23 protein-coding genes and 1 pseudogene are annotated in these 21,821 nt (G+C 62.2%); 16 read left to right on the forward strand and 8 right to left on the reverse strand.

Annotated elements, in window-relative coordinates; translation table 11 throughout:
- Positions 1 to 332: pseudogene (locus tag GV832_RS19070) on the reverse strand (hypothetical protein); the annotation flags it as partial.
- 52 nt (positions 333 to 384) lie between these two features.
- Complete coding sequence (locus GV832_RS19075; protein WP_125327830.1) at positions 385 to 705, reverse strand: hypothetical protein; 321 nt, start codon at positions 703 to 705, stop codon at positions 385 to 387.
- A gap of 168 nt (positions 706 to 873) precedes the next feature.
- Between GV832_RS19075 and GV832_RS19080 the strand changes: the two genes are divergently transcribed.
- From GV832_RS19080 to GV832_RS19090, 3 genes are all read left to right on the forward strand, one after another.
- Positions 874 to 1,176: a hypothetical protein gene (locus GV832_RS19080; RefSeq protein WP_168776480.1), complete on the forward strand. Its 303-nt coding sequence runs from the start codon at positions 874 to 876 to the stop codon at positions 1,174 to 1,176.
- Between the two features lie 60 nt (positions 1,177 to 1,236).
- A complete protein-coding gene (locus GV832_RS19085; RefSeq protein WP_227754540.1) occupies positions 1,237 to 1,878 on the forward strand; it encodes a hypothetical protein in 642 nt (213 codons plus the stop codon).
- Positions 1,879 to 2,094: 216 nt separating this feature from the next.
- Positions 2,095 to 2,940: a hypothetical protein gene (locus tag GV832_RS19090; RefSeq protein WP_168776481.1), complete on the forward strand. Its 846-nt coding sequence runs from the start codon at positions 2,095 to 2,097 to the stop codon at positions 2,938 to 2,940.
- 74 nt (positions 2,941 to 3,014) lie between these two features.
- On the opposite strand, the gene GV832_RS19095 is transcribed toward GV832_RS19090, so the two are convergent.
- The 4 genes from GV832_RS19095 to GV832_RS19110 all read right to left on the reverse strand — a co-directional run bounded on the left by GV832_RS19095 (position 3,015) and on the right by GV832_RS19110 (position 9,034).
- The gene (locus tag GV832_RS19095; protein WP_168776482.1) at positions 3,015 to 6,185 is read right to left on the reverse strand and encodes an efflux RND transporter permease subunit; all 3,171 of its coding nucleotides are present in this window, start codon (positions 6,183 to 6,185) and stop codon (positions 3,015 to 3,017) included.
- Positions 6,182 to 7,645, reverse strand: coding sequence for an efflux RND transporter periplasmic adaptor subunit (locus GV832_RS19100; protein WP_168776483.1), 1,464 nt, complete (start codon positions 7,643 to 7,645; stop codon positions 6,182 to 6,184). Before GV832_RS19100 ends, GV832_RS19095 begins: the two co-directional genes overlap by 4 nt.
- Positions 7,642 to 8,037 (reverse strand): FixH family protein, encoded by a 396-nt coding sequence (locus tag GV832_RS19105; RefSeq protein WP_168776484.1) that lies wholly within the window; start codon positions 8,035 to 8,037, stop codon positions 7,642 to 7,644. The genes GV832_RS19100 and GV832_RS19105 overlap by 4 nt, the downstream gene beginning before the upstream one ends.
- A 556-nt stretch (positions 8,038 to 8,593) precedes the next feature.
- Positions 8,594 to 9,034: a MerR family transcriptional regulator gene (locus GV832_RS19110; protein ID WP_168776485.1), complete on the reverse strand. Its 441-nt coding sequence runs from the start codon at positions 9,032 to 9,034 to the stop codon at positions 8,594 to 8,596.
- A gap of 83 nt (positions 9,035 to 9,117) precedes the next feature.
- On the opposite strand from GV832_RS19110, the gene GV832_RS19115 reads away from it, so the two are divergent.
- From GV832_RS19115 to GV832_RS19135, 5 genes are read left to right on the forward strand one after another with little or no spacing between them, the layout of a single operon-like run.
- On the forward strand, positions 9,118 to 11,436 hold the full coding sequence (locus tag GV832_RS19115; protein WP_168776486.1) for a heavy metal translocating P-type ATPase: 2,319 nt from the start codon (positions 9,118 to 9,120) through the stop codon (positions 11,434 to 11,436).
- Between the two features lie 4 nt (positions 11,437 to 11,440).
- The gene (locus GV832_RS19120) at positions 11,441 to 12,064 is read left to right on the forward strand and encodes a methyltransferase family protein (RefSeq protein ID WP_168776487.1); all 624 of its coding nucleotides are present in this window, start codon (positions 11,441 to 11,443) and stop codon (positions 12,062 to 12,064) included.
- On the forward strand, positions 12,061 to 12,546 hold the full coding sequence (lspA, locus tag GV832_RS19125; protein ID WP_168776488.1) for a signal peptidase II: 486 nt from the start codon (positions 12,061 to 12,063) through the stop codon (positions 12,544 to 12,546). Before GV832_RS19120 ends, lspA begins: the two co-directional genes overlap by 4 nt.
- Complete coding sequence (locus tag GV832_RS19130; RefSeq protein WP_168776489.1) at positions 12,533 to 12,970, forward strand: disulfide bond formation protein B; 438 nt, start codon at positions 12,533 to 12,535, stop codon at positions 12,968 to 12,970. The genes lspA and GV832_RS19130 overlap by 14 nt, the downstream gene beginning before the upstream one ends.
- Entirely contained in the window at positions 12,967 to 13,626 is a 660-nt protein-coding gene (locus GV832_RS19135; RefSeq protein ID WP_168776490.1) for a DsbA family protein, read from the forward strand. The genes GV832_RS19130 and GV832_RS19135 overlap by 4 nt, the downstream gene beginning before the upstream one ends.
- A 6-nt stretch (positions 13,627 to 13,632) precedes the next feature.
- Here the strand turns inward: GV832_RS19135 and mntR are convergent, their stop codons facing one another.
- On the reverse strand, positions 13,633 to 14,085 hold the full coding sequence (gene mntR, locus GV832_RS19140) for a manganese-binding transcriptional regulator MntR (RefSeq protein WP_125327817.1): 453 nt from the start codon (positions 14,083 to 14,085) through the stop codon (positions 13,633 to 13,635).
- 120 nt (positions 14,086 to 14,205) lie between these two features.
- Between mntR and GV832_RS19145 the strand changes: the two genes are divergently transcribed.
- Positions 14,206 to 15,531, forward strand: coding sequence for an Nramp family divalent metal transporter (locus GV832_RS19145; protein WP_168776491.1), 1,326 nt, complete (start codon positions 14,206 to 14,208; stop codon positions 15,529 to 15,531).
- Positions 15,532 to 15,625: 94 nt separating this feature from the next.
- Here GV832_RS19145 and GV832_RS19150 read toward each other — a convergent pair whose 3' ends face one another.
- Positions 15,626 to 16,219, reverse strand: coding sequence for a L,D-transpeptidase (locus GV832_RS19150; RefSeq protein ID WP_168776492.1), 594 nt, complete (start codon positions 16,217 to 16,219; stop codon positions 15,626 to 15,628).
- A 331-nt stretch (positions 16,220 to 16,550) separates the two neighbouring features.
- Here GV832_RS19150 and lnt point away from each other — a divergent pair, with 331 nt between their 5' ends.
- The 7 genes from lnt (at position 16,551) to GV832_RS19185 (ending at position 21,626) form a co-directional block, all read left to right on the forward strand.
- The gene (gene lnt / locus GV832_RS19155; protein ID WP_168776493.1) at positions 16,551 to 18,047 is read left to right on the forward strand and encodes an apolipoprotein N-acyltransferase; all 1,497 of its coding nucleotides are present in this window, start codon (positions 16,551 to 16,553) and stop codon (positions 18,045 to 18,047) included.
- The gene (locus tag GV832_RS19160) at positions 18,044 to 18,217 is read left to right on the forward strand and encodes a hypothetical protein (protein WP_168776494.1); all 174 of its coding nucleotides are present in this window, start codon (positions 18,044 to 18,046) and stop codon (positions 18,215 to 18,217) included. Before lnt ends, GV832_RS19160 begins: the two co-directional genes overlap by 4 nt.
- Before the next feature lie 104 nt (positions 18,218 to 18,321).
- On the forward strand, positions 18,322 to 18,915 hold the full coding sequence (locus GV832_RS19165) for an SCO family protein (RefSeq protein WP_125327895.1): 594 nt from the start codon (positions 18,322 to 18,324) through the stop codon (positions 18,913 to 18,915).
- Positions 18,916 to 18,918: 3 nt separating this feature from the next.
- Positions 18,919 to 19,392, forward strand: coding sequence for a copper chaperone PCu(A)C (locus tag GV832_RS19170; RefSeq protein WP_125327813.1), 474 nt, complete (start codon positions 18,919 to 18,921; stop codon positions 19,390 to 19,392).
- A gap of 38 nt (positions 19,393 to 19,430) precedes the next feature.
- The gene (locus tag GV832_RS19175) at positions 19,431 to 19,973 is read left to right on the forward strand and encodes an SCO family protein (RefSeq protein WP_227754541.1); all 543 of its coding nucleotides are present in this window, start codon (positions 19,431 to 19,433) and stop codon (positions 19,971 to 19,973) included.
- A 16-nt stretch (positions 19,974 to 19,989) separates the two neighbouring features.
- Complete coding sequence (locus GV832_RS19180) at positions 19,990 to 21,153, forward strand: M23 family metallopeptidase (RefSeq protein ID WP_168776496.1); 1,164 nt, start codon at positions 19,990 to 19,992, stop codon at positions 21,151 to 21,153.
- Positions 21,150 to 21,626: a DUF411 domain-containing protein gene (locus GV832_RS19185; RefSeq protein WP_168776497.1), complete on the forward strand. Its 477-nt coding sequence runs from the start codon at positions 21,150 to 21,152 to the stop codon at positions 21,624 to 21,626. Before GV832_RS19180 ends, GV832_RS19185 begins: the two co-directional genes overlap by 4 nt.
- The last annotated feature ends 195 nt before the right edge of the window (positions 21,627 to 21,821 follow it).

The following is a 21,821-nucleotide window of genomic DNA, read 5'->3' on the forward strand; positions in this document are numbered from 1 at the left end:
GATTCCACTGCGATGTTTGCCCGAAAGAGCGCAAGCCATTCCGTCCCGGAGAGCCCGGCTGCTTTCAGCGCCGGATGGCGGAGATAGTCGTCGCCCACGTCGAGAACGAGATCCTCGATCTCGGCCGCGCCACGCGGACCCCTGCCCTTCGGGGTCGTGCCATAGGACGCAAGCACAACGAGACCTTCGTCATCTGCATCGGTCTCAACACCATCTGTGAACTCGACGCCGTTCAGATCGCCGCGCTTGGGAAGCTCTTTGCCAAAATCGAGAACGCTGGCCCGAACCCGCAAGTCCTCTGTCCCTGCGCCAAGGTCGATGACCTCGGCCAAAGCACCTTGTGCGGCAAGGAGCCAAAGCGCCAGCCCTGCACCGAGGGTCAGTTCAGGGTATGGGCTCCACCGCTGCGTCATGGGTCCAGGTCGCCTTCTCGCCCTTCTTCAAAGGAACGGGGACCGTGGTCAGACCCAGCTCGACCGCGAAGGAGATCAGACCGGTGACGGTCTTGAACTCCCGGGGTTCGAGCCCGCGCGAGATCACCAGAAGGGCTGTCTGGTCGCCAAGGCGCAGCTGGATGCGCCAGGTGCCTTGCCAGACATTGAGAACCTTCTTTGCGTCCTCGACACAGAGGGCTTCGACGATGCCGCCTTCGGTCAGGGCCTCCTTAAGTCCGGCCTGCAAGATCACCGGGGTCAAGTTCCTCATGGGTTGGCACCTTCCGAAAGCAACACGCCTCGGCAGAACATAGTGCATGTTGCGCTGATGAGAAACATGTCGTCGCACAACATGGCGCTCACCTAGCGGTAGAATCCTATTGCGTCAATAGCGGTGTTTTGCAATTCATGCACATGTTTTGAAACCCTCGGACTGTGCATGCCCCTTCCCCGCTTCAGACGCGCTTGCCTCGTCGCCGCCGCCCTGTTCACGATGCCTGTCTGCGGCGTCACTCAGGGGGCGACGGTGTTGGACTGCCTGCCGCCGGTCCCGCCTGCACCGGTGACCGATGCTGCCACGCGTGCGGAATATCGCACGGAGATAGGTCAGGAGTTCACGGCCTACTTCGATGAGGCACAGACCTATCTGCGCTGTCTCGATGCTGCGCGTGCCGAGGTGTCCGAAGAGATCAACCGCGCGATCCACGACTACCAGGCTCTTGGCGCCGAGCCTGACGGTTGATCGTGCCAGTTACAGTCTTCCTGCCCCCTCCCCTCCCGGCATCTTCACAAGGAAACTCCCATGACAAGACTACGAGCTGCAGCCGCCCTCGCAGCTACCGCCCTGTCCCTTTCTCTTGCTGCTCCGGCAAAAGCCTACCCCGTCGATTGCGCGATCCTACTCTGCCTCGCAGGCGGCTGGCCAGCCTCAGCAGAGTGCGTCCATGCCCGTACCGTCTTCATCGCCCGGATCACGCCCTGGCCAGTTGAGCCGCCGCTGCAGATCTGGAACTGCCCGATGCGTGCGAGTTTTCGTGGAGAGGCGAAACCGCTTGAGCGCTTGTTCGACATCGCCGTGCGCGGCGGGCCGGTGCCGCTTATCTCGATCCCGACAACGCCGTTGCCGCTTCAGCTCGTCCAGGATCGGGCAGATGTCGACATCTCTGATCCGGCTTTTGACTTCGTCCGCTCGATCCGAGTGTTCGAAATCACCTACCAGCAGCGCCGCAGCTCTGATGGCGACTGCAACAGCTGGGGCGCCGTGTACATGGGTACCTATGGGTCCCAAGGCGACTACACCCGACGTCGGAGCAGCGTTTCTGCGGTGCCGACCGCCTCAGATCTCGCCGTGCCGGCAGACTGTCGCAGCTATTGGCACCGGTCTGTCTTCGTCGAGTGGCGCGACTATGAAGGCAGCTACGGACACGAAGAGGTTCACTATTGAGAACCTGAACGACCGCCCTCCCTCGAAACGATCGAAAGACCGGATCCCCAGAAACAGAAACGACGCCAGACCATAGGCCCGACGCCGCACTGATTTCCTCGTGGTAGTGGGAATCTAGCGCGAGCTTTGGGTCCGTTCAACCGGCAAATGCCTTTGCCGGAACGAAATCTTGCACGGCTCACGGTCTGGTGTCGCCCCAAGACGGAACGACACATCATGGAACTCACGACCGGCGCCATCCTGCGCCGCATCACCGAAACACCGCTCTCCACTGCGGCCCATAAGCTCGCGACGATCATCCTCGACGGCATCGCCTGGAAGGATGGCTACAACGGGCTTGAACGCGGAACGGCCGCGTTCACGCTGGCGCACCTCGCCGAAAAGATGGGGGTTTCCCGGCAGCATCTGACGGCGCTCCTGGTCGAGCTCGCGGCGTCCGGCTTGGCGCTGGCCCGGTGGAAGCCCAATGGCAAGTTTGCGCCCTGGCTGTTCCGGTTCGGGGGGCATATCGCAACTGGAACAGCGCCAGATGTCGTGTCATCTGCAGGCGACACATCACTATCTGGAGACTCTAAGAACAAAACTATCTTTGCAGGAAAGATCGAGATCGGCGCAGTAGCCAGCGTCTACCACACGCCTTGGGCAGAATTGATCAAGTCAGCGAAGGCGTCGCTTGCCTGCTGGAACGTCGATACGCAGATCATCTGGGAACGTTTCCTGACTTTCAACCGGTCGCGCGGCAATGCCCATGTCCCGGCTGGCTACTTGCTCGGCTTCATGCGGCGCTGGCGGACCAGTTCGTCAAGCCGGGCTCCAGCGTTTTCATCGAAGCCGGAGCCGCTGGCCAAAGAAGATCCCAAAACGCTCGAGCTCCATCAGCAGATTCGGGCTGCTCCGAGCGCCAACCGACAGTTTCACGCATCGGATTTGTGCAGCCTGATTGGCCAAGCCGCCTACGATGCTCGTATCCTAGATGTCGTCCGACAGTTCGGCTGTCCAACGTTCACTGCAATCCTCGCCGTGCACGGACGCGCTGTTTTGGCAGGAGAAATCTCCCGATGAGATGGCTTGATGCGGAAGGGAGACCTCGGACTTGCGTGCTCCAATCATTTTTGCTGGGGTTTCTCCGACTACTTTCAGGCCAGGGATTGACCCATTGGCTTCATGACGGCACCACCGTTGGCTATGTCTTTTGCCTTCGCCAGACCGCGCCCCTTGATCAGTGCGTAGACAGCCGGAATCACGACCAACGTCAGGATGGTGGACGACACCATGCCGCCGATCATCGGCACGGCGATACGGCTCATGACCTCGGACCCTGTGCCATGTGCCCAGAGGATCGGCATCAGGCCCGCCATGATGGCCACCACGGTCATCATCTTAGGCCGCACCCGTTCTACCGCACCTACCATGATCGCGGCATCCAGATCGGCGCGGGTGAAGGCGCGGCCCGCTCGGACTACATCAGCTCGGCGTTCCGCCAGCGCATGGTCGAGATAGATCAGCATGATCACGCCGGTTTCCGCCGCCACGCCGGCCAGCGCGATGAACCCGACAGCGACTGCCACGGAGGTGTTGAACCCCATCCACCACATCAGCCAGACCCCGCCGACGAGCGCGAAAGGCAGCGATAGCATGACGATCAGGGTCTCGGTCAGGCGGCGGAAGTTCAGAAAGAGAAGCAGAAAGATTACCGCCAACGTGATCGGCACGACGATTGCCAGCCGAGCCTTGGCACGTTCGAGGTATTCGAACTGACCGCTCCAGCCCAGCGAATAGCCGGGCGGCAGGATCACTTCGCCAGCCACTGCCGCTTGTGCCTCGGCGACATAGCCGCCCAGATCGCGGCCCGCGATGTCCACGAAGATGTAGACGGCAAGCTGACCGTTCTCAGTGCGGATCGACGTCGCACCCCGTGTACGCTCGACAGCGGCGACCTCGCCCAGGGGCACAGTGCCACCATCCGGAAGTGCCACCTGCACCTCCCGCGCGATGGCCTCGGGATCCTGTCGCAGCGCCGCGGGATAGCGCAATGCCACGTTGTAGCGCTCGCGTCCCTCGACGGTCTGGGTGATCGCCTCGGCCCCAAGCGCCATGGCGATAACCTCCTGCACGTCCTGGATCGACAGGCCGTAACGCGCCAGCCGTTCCCGGTCGGGCACGATGTCGAGGTAATAGCCGCCGATGACCCGTTCGGCATAGGCGCTGGTGGTGCCGGGAACATTCCGCAACACCGCCTCGACCTGCCGCGCGACTGCCTCCATTTCTGTAAGGTCGGTGCCGAAGACTTTCACCCCCACAGGCGTGCGGATGCCGGTGGCCAGCATATCGATGCGGGCGCGGATCGGCTGGGTCCAGGCGTTCGAGACGCCGGGGAATTGCAGGGCGGCGTCCATTTCCAGCCGCAGACTTTCCATCGTGACGCCTTCGCGCCACTCATCCTTCGGCTTTAGCTGAATGATCGTCTCGAACATCTCGGTCGGGGCCGGGTCGGTTGCCGTCAGCGCACGTCCCGCCTTGCCGAAGACTGTCTCGACTTCCGGGAAGCTGCGGATGATGCGGTCCTGCATCTGCATCAACTCCGCGGCCTTGGTGACGGACAGGCCCGGCAGGGTGGTGGGCATGTACATCATCGTGCCCTCGTCCAGAGCGGGCATGAATTCGGACCCCAACTGCCGCGCGGGCCAGATTGTGGCGACCAGTGCCACCAGCGCGAGGGTGATTGTGAACACCCGCGCCCGCAGCACCCATTGGATGACGGGTCGGTAGATCGCGATCAGGGCGCGATTCACCGGGTTGCGGTGTTCCGGCACGATCCGGCCGCGCACGAAGATCACCATCAGCGCGGGCACCAGCGTCACCGACAAGAGCGCTGCTGCTGCCATGGCGAAAGTTTTGGTTGCAGCCAAGGGGCCGAATAGGCGGCCCTCTTGCCCTTCCAGCGCGAAGATCGGCAGGAAGGAGACGGTGATAATCAGCAGGCTGAAGAACAGTGCCGGTCCGACCTCTGACGCCGCTTCGATCAGCACTTCCACCCGTGGTTTGCCGGGTTCGGCTCGCTCCAGGTGCTTATGGGCGTTTTCAATCATCACGATGGCGGCGTCGATCATCGCGCCAATGGCGATAGCGATGCCGCCAAGGCTCATGATATTGGCCCCGATGCCAAGCGCGCGCATGGCGGTGAAGGCCATCAAGAGGCCCACCGGCAGCATGATGATGGCGACCAGCGACGAGCGGACATGCAGCAGGAAGACAAATGTGACCAGCGCCACGACGATGCTTTCCTCGAGAAGTGTCGTCCGCAGGGTTTCAATGGCTGACAGGATCAGGCTGGACCGGTCATACACGGTGACGATCTCCACCCCCTCGGGCAGGCTTTGCGCGATGGTGTCGATCTCGGCCTTGGCGTTGTCGATCACATCGAGTGCATTGGCACCCACACGTTGAAGCACGATGCCGCTGGCCACTTCGCCCTCGCCGTCAAGCTCTGCGATGCCCCGACGCTCATCGGGCACGATCTCGACCCACGCTACATCGCGCAAGAGGACCGGGACGCCGCCTTCGGCACGGATCGGGACCATCTCAAGATCACTGATGCCGTCCAGATAGCCGCGCCCCCGCACCATGAACTCGAATTCCGACAGCTCGACCGTGCGCCCGCCGGTGTCCATATTGCTGGCCGCAACGGCCTCTCCGATCTCGGACAGGGTGATGCCAAGCGCCCGCATCCGCACCGGATCGACGGTGATCGAATATTGCTTGACGAAGCCGCCGACGCTGGCGACTTCCGACACGCCATCGGCACCGCTGATGGCAAAACGCATCACCCAATCTTGCAAGGACCTTAGCTCGGCCAGGCTCAGGTTTTCGCCCTTCAGCGCGTATTGATAGACCCAGCCCAAGCCCGTTGCATCCGGCCCGAGCGCAGGTGTTACCCCGTCCGGCAGACGCGCGGCCGCAGCATTGAGGTATTCCAGCACGCGCGAGCGGGCCCAATAGGGGTCTATGCCATCTTCGAAGATGATGTAGACGAAAGAGATGCCGAAGAACGAGAACCCCCGCACGACCCTTGATTGCGGCACGGTCAGCATGGCCGAGGTCAGGGGATAGGTGACCTGATCCTCGACCACCTGCGGCGCTTGCCCCGGGTATTCGGTCAGCACGATCACCTGCACATCCGACAGATCGGGGATGGCGTCGATCGGCAGTGTGCGCAGGGACCAAAGGCCCGCAGCCACGGTAAAGACGGTGGCAAAGAGCACAAGCAGCACGTTGCGGGCCGACCATTCGATAATGCGGGCGATCATGGATTGGCCTCCGGGGTGGATCCGGGCGCTGCAAGGGCAGCCAAAGCCGCATTGAGGTTGCTTTCGGCGTCGATCAAGAAGGTGGCAGAGCTCACCACTACGTCGCCCGCGCTCACGCCGCTGACGATCTCGATCATGCCGCCGCCCTTGCGCCCTACGGTCACTGGTTCAGGCCGGAACCGCCCTTCGCCCAAATCAAGGATCACCACCTGTCTGTCGCCGGTGTCGATCACAGCACCCTCTGGTACCTGCACCACGGGTGCGCCGCCGAGCATGATTTCGACTTCGGCGAACATGTTGGCGCGTAGGCGCCCGTCCGGGTTCGGCAATTCAATCCGCAGCTTTCCGGTGCGGGTCATCATATCGATTTCGGGGTAAATGGTGTCGATACGGCCCGAAATCGGGCCATCTGTGAGGCCACGAAAGCTCACCCGAACCCCTGTTCCTACTGCAATCTCCATAAGCGCCGCTTCAGGCACTTCGGCGATCACCCAGACGGTCGAGGTGTCAGCGATGCGGAACAGGGTATCGCCCGCTTCCGACATCATGCCTTCGACCGCCATCCGCTCCAGCACCACGCCGCTGCGCGGGGCCATGATCGGAATACTCACCGTCGTCTGGCCCTCGGTCGCGATGCGGTCGATCACCTCTCCCGGCACGCCGAGGTTTTCCAGTCGTTGCCGTGCGCCCTCCCTTAGCCGCCCTTCCGACCGCACGTCGGTCAGAAACTGTGCAAGAGCGGCAGCGATCTCGGGTGAATAGAGCGTCACGAGCGGTGCACCTTCGGCGATCGTGCTGCCCGTAGTCACATCGGCAACCGTTTCTATGAAGGCGTCTGCGCGCAGCGAGATGACACTGATCCGGCGTTCGTCTAGTTCCACGATTCCCGGCGCGCGCAATGTGGCCGCCAGGGGCGCCAAGACTGCCTCGGCAGTTCGCACGCCGGTGCGCTGCAACTTGCCGGGGCTGACGGTGACCGACCCATCGTCACTGTCTCCGCCCTCATAGACGGGAATGTAATCCATCCCCATTGAGTCCTGCTTCGGTACTGGCGAGGTGTCTGGCAGGCCCATCGGGTTGCGGTAGTAGAGGATGGTCCGCTCACCTGTTTCCGCCATCGCCATTTCTGAACTGGGCTCGGGCGCAGGGCCCAGCGAGAGATCCTCGCTGGCGAGAACAGGCAGGAAGGCCCGCCCATCTTCCGTTTGCCGCTCGGATACCGACCATTCGGGCAACCCATCCGGGTGCCTCCAGTAGATCACCGGGCCGGTCGGCTCTGCTTCAGGGGCGTCAGCACCCGGCATGGCGACTGCGTCATTGCCCATCAACACGGCAATCTGCATCTCGGCCATGCCCATCAGGCTGGCCACGGTGATCCCCTTTTCGCCAGCGGTCAGCCCGATCCATCCGGCACTGCCTGCAACAAGGACTGCGGCAGTCAACTTGCCAACCGCGCTCATGGCTCGGCTCGCAATTCCAGTTCTGCCTGCACGGTTTCCGGTTCACCCTGCACCTTGGCCGCCACCGAAAACCGCCATCCCCCCGCCATGGTGAGATCCGTGCTGAACAGGTAAGTGCCCGGACCTTCGGCCGGCAATGCGGTGACGGGGGAGGTCATCGTCTCCATTCCGTCGGGGGCCATGTCCATGCGTGTGGCATAGATGACCGCGCCCTCGACCGGCTGGCCGGTGCGAAGATCGGTCAGACGAAGTTCAATGGTTACCCCAGAACCGACACGATGGTCGGTCGAGACGATCTCGAAACGGTAGTCGTCTGCACCTGCCCAGAGGGCAGATGCGCCGATGAGAAGTGCCAGAACGGAGCCGCAAATGCGGCGGAACATGTTTGTCATGAGGAAGACCCTTTGATTGCAGCGACAGCGCACCCGCGAAGCCAATTGGCGCAGGTGCAAACGGCAACATCCGCGTGCTTGCGCACGCGGCAGGGTCAAATGCGGGGAGGTCGCCTCAAGCCATCCGGCGGAAGCCCGGATGGTGGATGCAGGTCAGGAAGCATCAGGACTGCAGCAGATGCCTCCCCGGTAACAGAAAGCCCGGGGACTTGTACCAGAGCGAGCATTGTCATTCCGCCACGCGCCATCATTTCGCAGGCGACGCCGCATGCCTGGTCATCAGGGCAATCGCCTTCGCAGCACGGGTCGGCTACTGCTGCGATCTCCGCTGCAAGTCCGGCCGATACCTCACTGACTGTGGCCCCGAACAGGGACACAGCCAACAGCACTGCTAAAAAGGGTCGGACTATCCACGACATTCAGAATGCATGACATGAGAAGAAAAATTCGGCAACGCACATCCGGTTGAACGGAGTGCCGTTGATGCTCTAGCGGCCCGGGGCGGCGTTTTCGGAAAAGGCGGTGCTGGCTTAAATGGCGAGTGTTGCGGGTGCGGTTATTGCGTCGCCTCTGTCTCCGGATGCCGATGATCGGTCGCGCAAAGCGAATGGTCGCCCAGAACTTCGATCACACGGCAATCGGCGATCTTGCCGCCTGCACATTGCACGACCATCCGTTCAAGTTCGGCCTTCAGCGCGGTCAATCGCGCAAGGCGGCTTTCAACCTCTGCCAGCTGTGCCTTCGCGATGGCATCGGCAGCAGCGCAGGACTGATCCGGTCGGTCCGACAGGCTCAGCAGGTCGCGGATCGCTTCGAGCGTGAAGCCCAGATCGCGGGCGTGCCGGATGAAGGCCAATCGCTCCTGCGCCTTGCGGCCGTAGAGTCTCTGGTTGCCCGCGCTGCGCTCGGCTTCGGGAAGCAGGCCGATCTGCTCGTAATAGCGGATCGTCGGTACCTTCACCCCGGCGGCCTCGCCCAACTTTCCGATAGTCAGCATCAGATTCTCCTTGAAGCTATAGTTGCTAGAGACATTAGGTTCCTGATTCGATGAAAGCAACTGCCCGCTCAGCGGCAGGAGGAATGACGATGTCGGAAGCTGCACGCGAAACATCCTGTGACTGGACGGTGACGGGCATGGACTGCGGGTCCTGCGCGACCAAGATCAAGGATGCGGTGACGCGCCTGCCGGGGGTAAGCGACGTCGAGGTTGGCATCATGTCGGAACGCCTGCGCTTGACGCTGGATGAGGGACAAACCGGGCGGGACAAGATCGAGAAGACCGTCCGTGCGCTTGGCTATGAGATTGCGCCGCGCGCCGCCGGTGCGAAGAAGGACTTCGTTTTGCCGGGGGCTCAATTCGCACCTGAGCAGAGCGACATGCATCAAGATCATGATCACTCCGCCCAAGCTCCCGCTGGCCACGATCATTCTGGTCACGACCACGGCTCTAAGGCGGCCAGCACCAAGCGCGACGATAGCGGTCACGGCAGCCCCGGCCACGTTCATGACGACCCCGCCGACCGGGGCAAGCGCTGGTATCAGACCGCCAAGGGCAAGCTGGTCATCTTTACCGCCCTGCTGCTGGGTGCCGCCTGGGTCATCGAGTATCTTGCCCCCGAGATCGGTAAGTGGGCCTTCGTTGCCGCTTGCTTGATCGGCGTGGCTCCGGTAGCGCAGCGCGCCTTTGCGGCGCTGCGGATGGGACAGCCCTTCACCATCGAAAGCCTGATGACGATTGCCGCCGTCGGCGCGCTGTTCATCAACGCAGCGGAAGAGGCGGCACTGGTGGTGTTTCTGTTCGCCGTGGGCGAGGTGCTGGAAGGCGTGGCCGCCGGCAAGGCGCGAGACGGGATCCGGGCGCTGGCCAATCTTGTGCCGAAGACGGCGCAACTCGTTACAGGTGACAGCACGCGCGAGGTTCCAGCCGCAAGCCTGTCTGTGGGCCAGACAGTCCTTGTCCGCCCCGGTGACCGGATTCCGGCCGATGGCGAGATCGTGGATGGCACTTCGGGCGTGGACGAAAGCCCGGTCACCGGGGAAAGCGTGCCCAAGACGCGCGGCCCCGGGGACGCGGTTTTTGCCGGCGCAATCAACACCGAGGCGGCCCTGCGGGTCAAAGTGACCAAAGGTCCCGAGGACAACACCATCGCCCGCATCATCCGTCTGGTTGAAGAGGCCGAAGAGGCGCGTGCCCCGACCGAACGCTTCATCGACCGGTTCAGCCGCTGGTACATGCCTGCCATCGTCGCCGTCGCGGCGCTGGTCATCGTGGTGCCACCGCTGGTCTTCGGCCAGCCCTGGGACACTTGGGTTTACCGCGGCCTTGCCCTCCTGCTGATCGGCTGCCCTTGTGCGCTAGTCATCTCGGTCCCCGCCTCCATCGCTTCGGCCATGTCCACCGGGGCGCGGCGTGGCCTGTTGATGAAGGGCGGTGCCGTGATCGAAGCGGCGGCGAAGGTGGATGTTGTGACCTTCGACAAGACCGGGACGCTGACGCATGGTCGCCCGCAGGTGACGGATCTGGTGCCGTTCGGGACGACCACCGACGCTGAACTTCTGGCCGTGGCGGCAGGCGTCGAGACCGGCTCGAGCCACCCGCTGGCGATTGCGATCCTGAACAAGGCCAAGGACGCTGGCGTTTCTGCGTTGCCCTCGCAAGACGCAAAGGCGCTGATGGGCAAGGGCGTTGTTGCAACCGTGGGCGGCGCTGCGGCCTATGTGGCCTCGCCCCGCTACGCGATGGAGCATGGCGGGCTGGATGGCCTTGGCCTTCGGCAGGCGACGATTTTTGAGGAGGACGGCAAGACCGCGGTCGCCGTGTTTCGCGAAAAGGCCCCGCTCGGTCTGATCGCCATGCGGGACGAGCCGCGTGCGGATGCGAAAGACGCGGTGCGCCAGTTGACGGCCATGGGGGTGACTGCGGTCATCCTGACCGGCGACAACCCGCGCACGGCCGCTGCGATCGCAGGAGGCCTCGGCCTGAAGTTCGAGGCCGACATGATGCCGGAGGACAAGCTTGCCTACATCCGCGAGATCGGAAGTAAAGGTGGCGTGATGATGATCGGCGACGGCATCAACGACGCCCCCGCGCTCAAACAGGCAAGCGTTGGTGTGGCGATGGGATCGGGCACTGATGTGGCGCTGGAAACGGCCGATGCGGCCATTCTTCGTGACCGGGTGACCGACATTCCCGCCACGATCCGTCTGTCGCGCGCAGCAATGGCCAACATCCGCCAGAATGTGACCATAGCGCTCGGGCTGAAAGCCGTCTTCCTCGTGACCTCGGTATTCGGTTTGACTGGCCTCTGGATCGCAATTCTCGCCGACACCGGTGCAACCGTGCTTGTGACGCTGAACGCCCTGCGTCTGCTGCGGTTCAACCCGGAACGCGAGGGCTGAGCTGATGATCTCCGGTTTTGGTTGGGCCGCGCTGGCCCTTCTTTTCGGCTATCTGGCGCTGTTCTTCTGGGGCAGCGCCATGGCAGCACAAGCGGCGGGGCGTCCGATCTGGCTGTTCGCGCGCGCCACCGGGCGCGATCGGCTGGCGGCAATCGGTTTCCGCGCGGCCTTTGCGTTGGCGTTTTTCGGGCCGCTCTTCTGGCTCGCCGTGGCCGGGTTCCACAAGGTCGACCTGCTCTGGACTGAGGGTCGCGCCGTCCTCCTTGGCCTGATCGGGGTCTTTGTCGCAGGGCTCGGCGCGATGGTGGCTTTTGCCGCGCAGATGTCGATGGGATCATCCTGGCGCGTCGGCGTGGTCGGCGGCGAAACCGGCGATCTGGTCTCCAGCGGGCTTTACCGTTTCAGCCGCAACCCAACCTTTGTGGGGCAAGCGGCACTGTTGGCAGGTGTTGCGATGGCGGTTCCCTCTCTGCCGACAGTCCTCGCCCCAGTCCTGTTTCTCTGGTCGGCCAGCACGCAAGTGCGGTCCGAAGAGGCCGCCCTGCGGATGGCAATCGGGCCGGACTATGATCGTTACGCCGCGTCGGTCCCACGCTGGATCGGCATCAAGAGCAAGGCCGTAGAATGACCAGGGTGATGCTGATTTCGCTGATTGCTGCCGCAGTGGTGGCAGACCAGTTGACCAAGGCCGCAGCGCTGTCGCTTCTGTCGCAGGGGACTGCGGTCCCGGTCCTGCCGGGCTTCAATCTTTCCCTTGGGTTCAATACCGGCGCGAGCTTTGGCATGATGGGCGGGTTCATGGCGGGTAAGCCCCTTCTGATGGCGGCGCTGACGGGCGCGCTGACCATCGCTTTCGCCGTCATGGCATTCCGGGCGAAACATGTTTTGGAAAGGGCAGGCTTTGCAATGGTTGTGGGCGGGGCGCTTGGCAACATCATCGACCGGCTTCGGCAGGGCGCCGTGACTGATTTCCTTGATTTCTATTGGCGTGACTGGCACTGGCCCACGTTCAACGTTGCGGATATCTGCATCACCTTGGGCGCGGTCCTGATCCTTTTCGCCTCGCTTCCCCTTCGCCGCCGCAAGGAGCCGGTTCTTGACCAAAGCTGACCCAGAAACCCTGTCGCGCGACGACCTTGCCGTGACTGCGGCCTTCCTGATCGCGCTGGCGGCCACGCTTGGCGCGCTCTTCATCGGTGAGGTGCTGGGCCAGATGCCCTGCACGCTCTGCTGGTATCAACGCATCGCCATGTTCCCCTTGGTGCCGATCCTTGGCCTGTCGCTCTGGCGGGGCGACGGGATGGCGCGCCCCTTCGGCTTGCCGTTGACCCTCGCCGGGCTCGCACTTGCGGCATGGCATTCGGGCCTGTACGCAGGGATCCTGCCCGCGCCGATCGTGCCCTGCACTGAAAATGGCCCATCCTGCACCGGTGAGGCGCAGATGATCCTTGGCCTGCCGATCCCCTATCTCTCAGCGGTCGCCTTTGCGGCGATCCTTGCCTGCCTCCTCTTTCCGAAAGGACACCGCCCATGAACCGCCGCACCCTTATCCTTGGAGCCTCCGCACTTGGTGTTGCTGCTTTCGCGGGTGGCGCCTTCGTGCTGAAGCAGCGCCGCGACACCGAGGCAGAAGCGGCGGCCGCCGCCACGCCAACCGAGGATCAGGCACTGTTGATCCGTGACTACTCCCCCAGCTTCGGCCCCGCCGATGCCCCCGTCACACTGGTTGAATTCTTCGATCCCTCCTGCGAGGCCTGCCGTGCATACCACCCCGTGGTGCAGGAAATCCGGCGGCAGTTCCCGACGCAGGTCCGCGTCGTGCTGCGCTACACCGTTTTCCACGAAGGCTCGGACGAGGCTGTGCGCATCCTCGAGGCTGCGCGGATGCAAGACAAGTTCGAGCCTGTCCTCGATGCACTTCTTGAGCAGCAGCCTGGCTGGGCTGTTCATGGCTCGCCTGAGATGGATGTGGCATGGGAGATTGCCGGGGCTGCGGGCCTTGATCTCGAAAAGGCCGAGACCGACCAGTTCTTCCCGGGAATCACTGGTATCCTGAATCAGGATGCGGCCGACGTGGAAGCCTTGGCTATCCGCCAAACGCCAACCTTCTTCCTTAATGGCAAACGGCTGGAGAATTTCAGCGCCGACAGCCTCATCGCCGATGTGCGGTTCGCGGTCGAGAATAGCTGACGGCCTTTAGGACCGGTTGGCGAAGGCCGAAAACAGGGCCAGCGTCCGCTCGCTGACATGGTGCTCGATGCCTTCCGCATCGCGTTCCGCTGTCTCGGGGTCAAGGCCGAGGCTGATGAGAAAGCGCAAGACGATCTCGTGCCGACGCCGGCATTCTTTGGCCAGCGCGCGGCCCGCGTCTGTCAGAAAGACCGACCGATACTTCGCGCGGGTGATCAGCCCCTCGCGCGCGAGACGGTCCAGGGTCTTGCTCACGGTCGGCACCTTCACGCCAAGCCGGGCGGCGATGTCCACCGGGCGCGCCTCGCCCTGATCGTGGATCAGTTCGGCGATCAGTTCGACGTAGTCCTCGGCCAGTTCATTGCGCCGGGCTTCGCGCACACCTTGAAACGCCCCGGCGCGCAGGTCCGCGGGCCGGTCATCCGACGTGGCATGGGTTTCAGGATCTAACTCTGTCATCCGTGCAGTGTCGCACGGGATGGATTGACAAGTAAAGGCGCGGGGCAGAATGTTAGCATTGTCTAACTTTATGTGCCACGTCTTGTAGGGATCGTGGTCAAGCCGGGAGTGCCAAGAGCCATGACGACCAATGCCTGGCGGCAGGAAAGCGAGACCCCCTCCCTTTCCGAAGTCTTCCGCACCATCGCGGTCGGAAACGGTGGCACCAGCCGGTTCCGCCGGTTCCTCGCCTTCATAGGCCCCGGCTACCTGGTGGCGGTGGGCTATATGGACCCCGGCAACTGGGCGACCTCGCTCGCGGGTGGCGCGGCGTTCGGTTACACGCTCTTGTTCGTCGCGCTTCTGTCGAACATCATGGCGATCCTGCTGCAGTCTCTCTGCGCGCGGCTGGCGGTAGCCTCGGGCCGCGATCTGGCGCAGGCCTGCCGCGATGCCTTTCCGAAATGGATGTCTGTACCACTCTGGATCTTTGCCGAACTGGCGATCATCGCAACCGACCTGGCCGAGGTTATCGGAACCGCCATCGGCCTGAATCTGCTATTCGGGATTCCGCTGGAGATCGGCATCTTTATCACCGCCGCCGATGTGTTCTTGATCCTGTGGCTGCAGAACAAGGGCTTTCGCTGGATAGAGGCGCTGATCATCTCGCTGATGGCGCTGATCGCCGCCTGTTTCGTCGTGCTGATCGCGCAGGCCGATCCGGTCTGGGGCGAAGTCATCGCAGGCTTTGCCCCAAGCCGCGAGATATTCAACAACCCGACGATGCTTTACCTCGCGCTCGGCATCATAGGGGCGACGGTCATGCCGCATAACCTTTACCTGCATTCGGGCATCGTTCAGACCCGCGCCTTTGGACTGGATCTGCCGGCAAAGCGTGAGGCGCTGCGGTTGGCTACTTGGGACAGCACCATCGCCCTGATGTTCGCGCTGACGATCAATGCATCGATCCTGATCCTGGCCGCTGCTGCCTTCTACACGGTGGGGCAAAACGACGTAGCCGAAATTGACAAGGCGCATCTGTTGCTGGAGCCCTTGCTCGGTTCGTCGCTCGCGCCGGTCCTGTTCGGCGTAGCGCTTTTGTGCGCCGGTCTGAACTCCACTGTCACCGCCACAATGGCCGGACAGATCGTGATGGAAGGCTTCATCAACCTGCGCATCGCCCCTTGGGCGCGACGCCTGATCACCCGGGGCCTTGCGATCATCCCGGCGATCTTCGTGATTCTGCTCTACGGCAGCGGCGGCGTAGGCGAACTGCTGATCCTGAGCCAGGTCGTGCTGTCATTCCAGCTTCCCTTCGCCATCGTGCCCTTGGTGATGTTCACCGCCAGCCGCGCCAAGATGGGCGAACTGGTCGCCCCCCGCTGGCTGACCGGCCTTTGCTGGCTGATCGCCGCCGTGATCATCGTGCTGAACGTGAACCTGTTGTCGACCGTGCTAGTGGGCTGAGGACACTTGACCTAGCGAAAGCAAGCAAACATCAGCCCGCCTTCCGCCCAGCTTTCGGGCGACGTCAGCCTGATGCGTTCAGAAAGCCATAGACCTAGATCAGCAGCACCTGAGTGCCAACCTGCGCCAAATCATAGAGTTCAATGACATGCTCATTGTAGAGGCCGATGCACCCGTTCGATGATCTACGACCTATCTTCCGGGTATCATGGGTGCCGTGGATCAAATAGGCAGGCCAGGACAGATACATTCCGCGGACACCAAGCGGGTTGTCCTTGGATCCGCCTTCGACCATCTTCGGCCAGTCCGGGTTGCGCTCCAACATCGAAGCCGTCGGACGCCACGGTGGGTTCACGGCCTTGCGGACAATTTCGGTCCGCCCGAGCCGTGTCAGTTCCTCGGACAAAGGGACTGAAGAGGGATAGAGCCGGTAGATCGACTGATCCTCTGACCAATAATGCAGCGCGCGTGACTTGGTGTCCGCCAGAATCGCACCGCCCTTAGTATTCTCAAAATAGTCCCGCCACTGAGGCATCCGGAAGCTGGACACGTTGTTCCGCACGCTGCCGGATACAGGAGCCTGAAACTCGGTCGTGCCGTCCTGCGCCAAGGCTGGTAGGGCCGCAAGACCTGCCATCCCGACTGCTCCGCCCAACAAAGCCCGTCGCCCGATCCGTTCTTCGGCCATGGATCACTCCTTCACCTACGTTTCGGAATGGGCAGTATCGTCGTCTTGCCGACGGGACAAATCAAAGAGCCGTCAACAGCGCACGGTTTGGGCCGAAAGCGCGACAAGCTCTGCGCCGTTCATCTTGCGAGGCTTCGGATCGGCCCCACGAAGTCGACCAACAGGTCGACACTTTGACATTGCCGTGATCCAGAAACGCATACCTTGCACCTCAAGTAGCTAGAGCAATTAGCCCTCGCGTCTAAAGACGGGGGCTTTCGCAGGATTGATCACTTCAGACGCACATCCCCGTTACGGCGGAAATCTGATTCAAGGTCTGCCCAGCTTGGGCATGGCCCTGGCCGCTGGCGCCGTACTTGTCTTGGCCTTGCCACCATATTCGATCCTGCCCTTTGCGCTGATCGCCTTCGCAGTGCTGGTAATTATGTTGCGTGGCACGTCGTGGCCTGTCGCGTTTCGACTGGGATATCTGTTTGGATTGGGCCAATTCATACCCGGGCTTTTCTGGATCACCGAAAGTTTTCAGGTCGAGGCGGACCGGTTCGGATGGTTGGCCTTGCCTGCCGTCCTCGGTCTTGCGGCGCTGCTGGCAGTGTTTCCGGCTGTGGCTTGTGCCCTTGCCTCCCGAATGGCGCGCGCCGGATTGCCGCTGGCTCTTTCGCTCGCGACAAGCTGGACCGGCCTTGAATGGCTCCGGGGGCACGTTCTGACGGGGTTTCCTTGGAACCTTGCCGCCTACACGCTGGCCGACTGGTTGCCCATCGCACAAGTGGCCGCTCTGGTCGGCAGCTATGGGCTGGGGTTCCTCTTGGTGCTTTGTTCAGCACTGGTCGGGCTGGCTTTCCGCGCGCCCGCTCGCAGGTTGCAGGTCATCCGTTTCGCCAGCGCCACCACAATTGCGGTCACCGTGGCCGGTTTCGGCGTTGCGCGCCTTGCTTTGTCAGTTCCCCCGTCAGAGCGCGGCGCAAAAATCCGCGTCGTGCAACCGAACATCGCGCAAAGCGCCAAATGGGACGAAGGATCCCGGAAGGCCAACATTCTCCGACTTCTCTCGCTTTCTGCACACCCCGGCGACTACGATATCCTGCTTTGGCCAGAAACTGCATGGCCAGGGTTTCTCGCCGAGGACACTGGGGCCCGCGTCATGCTTGGGTGGCTCTTGCCGAACACTGCCGTCCTGTTGGCTGGCAGTCCTGAGCGGGAGGTCACCGCTGACGGGACGGTGTACCGAAACGCTGTGCTCGCCATTGCGCCGGACGGTTCCGTCCTGACGCGCTACGCAAAGCATCACCTTGTTCCCTTTGGCGAATACGTGCCGTGGCGGAGTGTCCTGCCATTTCAGCGATTGGTCGAATCTCTAGGTGATTTCCTCCCCGGTCCGGGTCCCCGCACCCTTGCATTTGGCCCACATCCCTATGCGGGCATCGCGATCTGCTACGAGATCATCTTTCCCGGGCATGTGGTCGATGATGCCATCCGACCGGACTGGATTTTCAACGCGACCAATGACGCCTGGTTCGGTGCGTCCATTGGTCCAAAGCAACATCTGGCCTCGGCTCGGATGCGGGCCATCGAGGAGGGACTTCCTCTTGTGCGGGCCGCAAATACGGGCATCTCGGCAGTGATAGACGCCTACGGAAAGACACTTGCGATGCTGGACATCGAGACTTCTGGCGTAATCGACATGCGCTTGCCGAGGCCCCTGCAACCGACGCTCTACGCCCGTCTTGGCGACTGGTCCGTACTCCTCCTTATCCTTTGCTTTTGGGGAGGCTTCGCCTTCTGGAGTTGGCGGAACAAGAGTATCCTGAAAGGAGAGTTTTCATGATCGGACCAGTTTTCGGGATCGTCGGATTGCTTTGGGGCTACTACGTCGCCCGAAAACGCGGCGGCAAGACACTTGACCGCCTGCAGTACGGCGCAGGCTTCGGCATCGTTTTCGGGCTGTTCGGCACCCTCCTCGGCATTGCCCTCGCCAGATTTCTTGGGGCGGCCTGATCGGCGAAACCTCGCCGGTGCTGCACTCTTCACCTTTTTGTCGGTTGAACCTCTAGTTGCTCGAGGTTTTAGATCGCACGCTGTTCTCATCATCTGGACTGTTCATGCGTCTTCGTTCTCTTCAGATCATACTTTGGGTCGCCGCGACGGCGGCGGTCCTCGCTTTCGCGGCGGTGCGGTGGTGGCCGGCAACGGACGACACCCAAGCAGCAGCTTCTGTCTTCACGCCCGCCTTCGCGCTTGCTGACAGCGAAGGTCGCATCCGCACGACGGACGAATTCCGTGGAAAATTCCTATTGGTGTTCTTCGGCTTCACAAGCTGCCCGGATGTCTGTCCGACTACGCTATCCGAAGTCGCGCAAGTCATGGATGACCTTGGATCTGACGCAGGATCGGTGCAGCCAGTTTTCATCTCGATCGATCCAGAACGGGACAGACGGCTTGGGCTGGCTGATTACACCAAAGCCTTCCATCCAGCGATCCTCGGCTTGGCCGGCAGCGAGGCCGAAACGCAGGCTGCGGCCGCAAGCTTCAAGATCTTCTATGAGCGGGAGGCCGATACCGCTTCGCAAGACGGGTACACGATGGCGCACAGTCCCGGCCTCTATCTCATCGGCCCGGATGGCGCGTGGCTGCGTCAATTCACCTACGGCACACCGGCGGCCGAAATCCTTTCCGACCTTCAATCGAGACTTTGACCCATGAATCACTTTCTTCTTGCTGCAGCCCTGACCCTCTCTGCACCTGCCGCGATGGCCTGCGAGACTGTAGCCATCGGCGATCTGACGGTTGAGCACGCCTGGTCCAAGGCGACCATCGGCGCGGGGCGTCCCGGCGTCTTCTATGTGGAGATCACGAACACCGGATCGACCGACGACGCGCTGGTTGGCATCGCGACGCCTGCAGCTGGTATGCCGATGCTGCATGAGACTGTCGTTCAGGACGGCATCGCATCAATGCCGCATGCGATGTCCATCCCTGTGCCGGCCGGCCAGAGCGTGCAGCTTTCGCCTGGCGGATACCACGGCATGCTGATGGGTCTGACGACAGCCCTGAAGGAAGGCGACAGCTTTCCGGTCACCCTCACCTTTGAAAAGGCCGGAGAGGTCACGGTGAATGTCGATGTCCTTTCGTTGCGCGCGGAGGGTCCGGATTGCGCCGACGCAGGGCAATAATCCTCGGCGCTGGAGGGGCCATCGGAGCCGTCGCCTTCATGCTGGGCGTCGGGGCTTATCGCACGCGCAATAGGCCAGCTCTCAGCGAGGTCCTGCCCTTGCCCATCGGCGAGATGTCCTGGGCATTGACCGACCACCGGGATCAGTCCGTTCGACCCACAGACTGGGCCGGTCACCCGGTCATGGTGTTCTTCGGCTTCACCTGGTGCCCCGACGTCTGCCCGACCACATTGGGCGACATATCGCTCTGGCTCGAGGATCTGGGAGCCGACGCGAACCGTTTGATCGTGGCGCTGATTTCGGTCGATCCGGAACGCGACACGCCCGCTGTCCTTGCGGACTACGTCAGCAACTTCGACCCGCGTATCATCGGGTTGACGGGTCCCGCCGAGGAGGTCGCGCAGGCCGCCGCAGATTTCCGCGTAACCTATCGCCGTGTCGACAAGGATGGCGGCCACTACACGATGGACCACACCGCCGGTGTGTTCCTGTTCCACCCCGATGGGCGCTTCGCCAGCATCATCGACTTTCACGAGGACCGGCGCTTCGCCGTTCCCAAAATCCGCCGAACCCTCAGTTGAAAGGTCATTCTGCCAGATGATCCGCCCCGCATTTCTGATCCTTGCTCTCGCGTCATTCGCTCCACTCCAGGCAGTGGCCGATCCTCCGACGGCGCATTTGCCCATGGCGTTCGAAGCCACAATCGAACCCGGTGACACCTTGGACAGTGTCCTTGGTCACTCAGGAGTCCCCTCGACGATCCGGGCAGAAGCCGCATTGGCACTTTCGGGAGTCTATGACCTGACCGACCTGCGACCTGGTCACCGGGTCGAATGGACTGCGGCGTCCGGAGATCCATCATCGCTGACACGCCTGTCGCTCTTCGTGGAAGATGGTGTAGAGATCGCTCTCACCTTCGACGGGCCGATCGCGGCACGACGGCTTGACCCACCGGTTCGTGAGACGGACCGGCGGGAGACCTTGACCCTCGACGGAACCCTTTACGACGCCTTGATGGCGCGAAATGCACCGGAACGCTTCGCAGTTGACCTTACTGCACTTCTTGCGGGCCAGGTCGATTTCAGGCGCGACCTCAAGGGTGGAGAGACCTTCGCGTTGGTCTGGCAGGAAGATCAGCTTCCCGATGGCACCATCGCGGGAGAGCCGCGCCTGAGTTACGCTCGGCTGGAGCTTAATGATCGCGTCCTCGAACTCGTTGCGACCGAAGCCGCCGGCCCGGTCATCGTCTTTGAAGATGGCGAAGCCGTGCAGCGTTCAGCGGCACCCATCCTTGGTGCACGACTGTCGTCCGTCTTTGGGCGCCGGAACCATCCCGTGTTGGGTGGGGTTCGCATGCATACCGGGATTGATTACGCGGCACCCGTGGGAACCGAAGTCTCGGCGACTGGCGCCGGGCGGGTGACCTTTGCGGGTACGATCCGTGGCTATGGCACCACGATCGACATCGATCACGGCGGCGGGGTCGTCACGCGCTATGCACATCTTTCCGAAATTGCCGAAGGCGTTCGCGAAGGGATGCGTGTCAAGGCTGGAGACGAGATTGGCGCGGTCGGGGCGACAGGTCTCGTGAGCGGCCCCAACCTTCACTACGAAGTCCGTGTCGACGGCAGACCGGTCGACCCTAAGGACCAAGACGCCTTGCCGGAACAGGAGATCGCTTCGGCAGATGATCTCAATGCGCTCGCCACTTGGCGCAGCGAAACTGGCTTCATTTCAGGAACTGACGGAGAACGCGGATGACGGAATTTCGTATCGGCCGCCGAGAGGTCATCCTTGCAGCAACAGCGTTTGCCGTAACCCCTGCCGCCAAAGCTCAGGCAGAGGAAGAACCGCCAATCCATGTCGTCAAGGGGCGTGGCTGCGAGTGCTGTGAAGCATGGGTCGACTATCTGCGGGAGCAAGGCTTCACGGTTACGGATGAGGTGTCGATGGGAACGTTGCTGATCCGCTTCAAGATGGACCAGGGCATTCCAGCAAAGGCATTTTCCTGCCACACGGGGACCGTTGACGGCTATGCTCTCGAAGGCCATGTCCCGGCTGCGGACATTCGAAGGCTGCTCGACGAGCGTCCTGATGCAGTTGGTCTTGCCGTGCCCGGCATGCCTTACGGCTCCCCCGGCATGGGATCAGAAGACAGTCGGGACGCCTATGACGTCCTGCTGGTTGGCCGGGATGGAAGTCTGGAAGTTTACACGAGCTATCCAGCGGCTTGATATGAGCCGCAATCATTTTGGATCAGCCAGGCTCCATGTGCTTCTTTTCTTGGGCGGCAAGTTGGTAGCCAATGGGGAGGCTGAATATCAGGAAACGGACGTGGTGATAGAAGCATGGCGGTTCCCAATTTAAGGCAGTGTACTCGGTTGCCATGATGCAACCTCCAGCTACTAGAGATGAAAGCGGCTGTCGTT

Source organism: Stagnihabitans tardus (assembly GCF_009925085.1).
GTDB classification, from domain to species: domain Bacteria; phylum Pseudomonadota; class Alphaproteobacteria; order Rhodobacterales; family Rhodobacteraceae; genus Stagnihabitans; species Stagnihabitans tardus.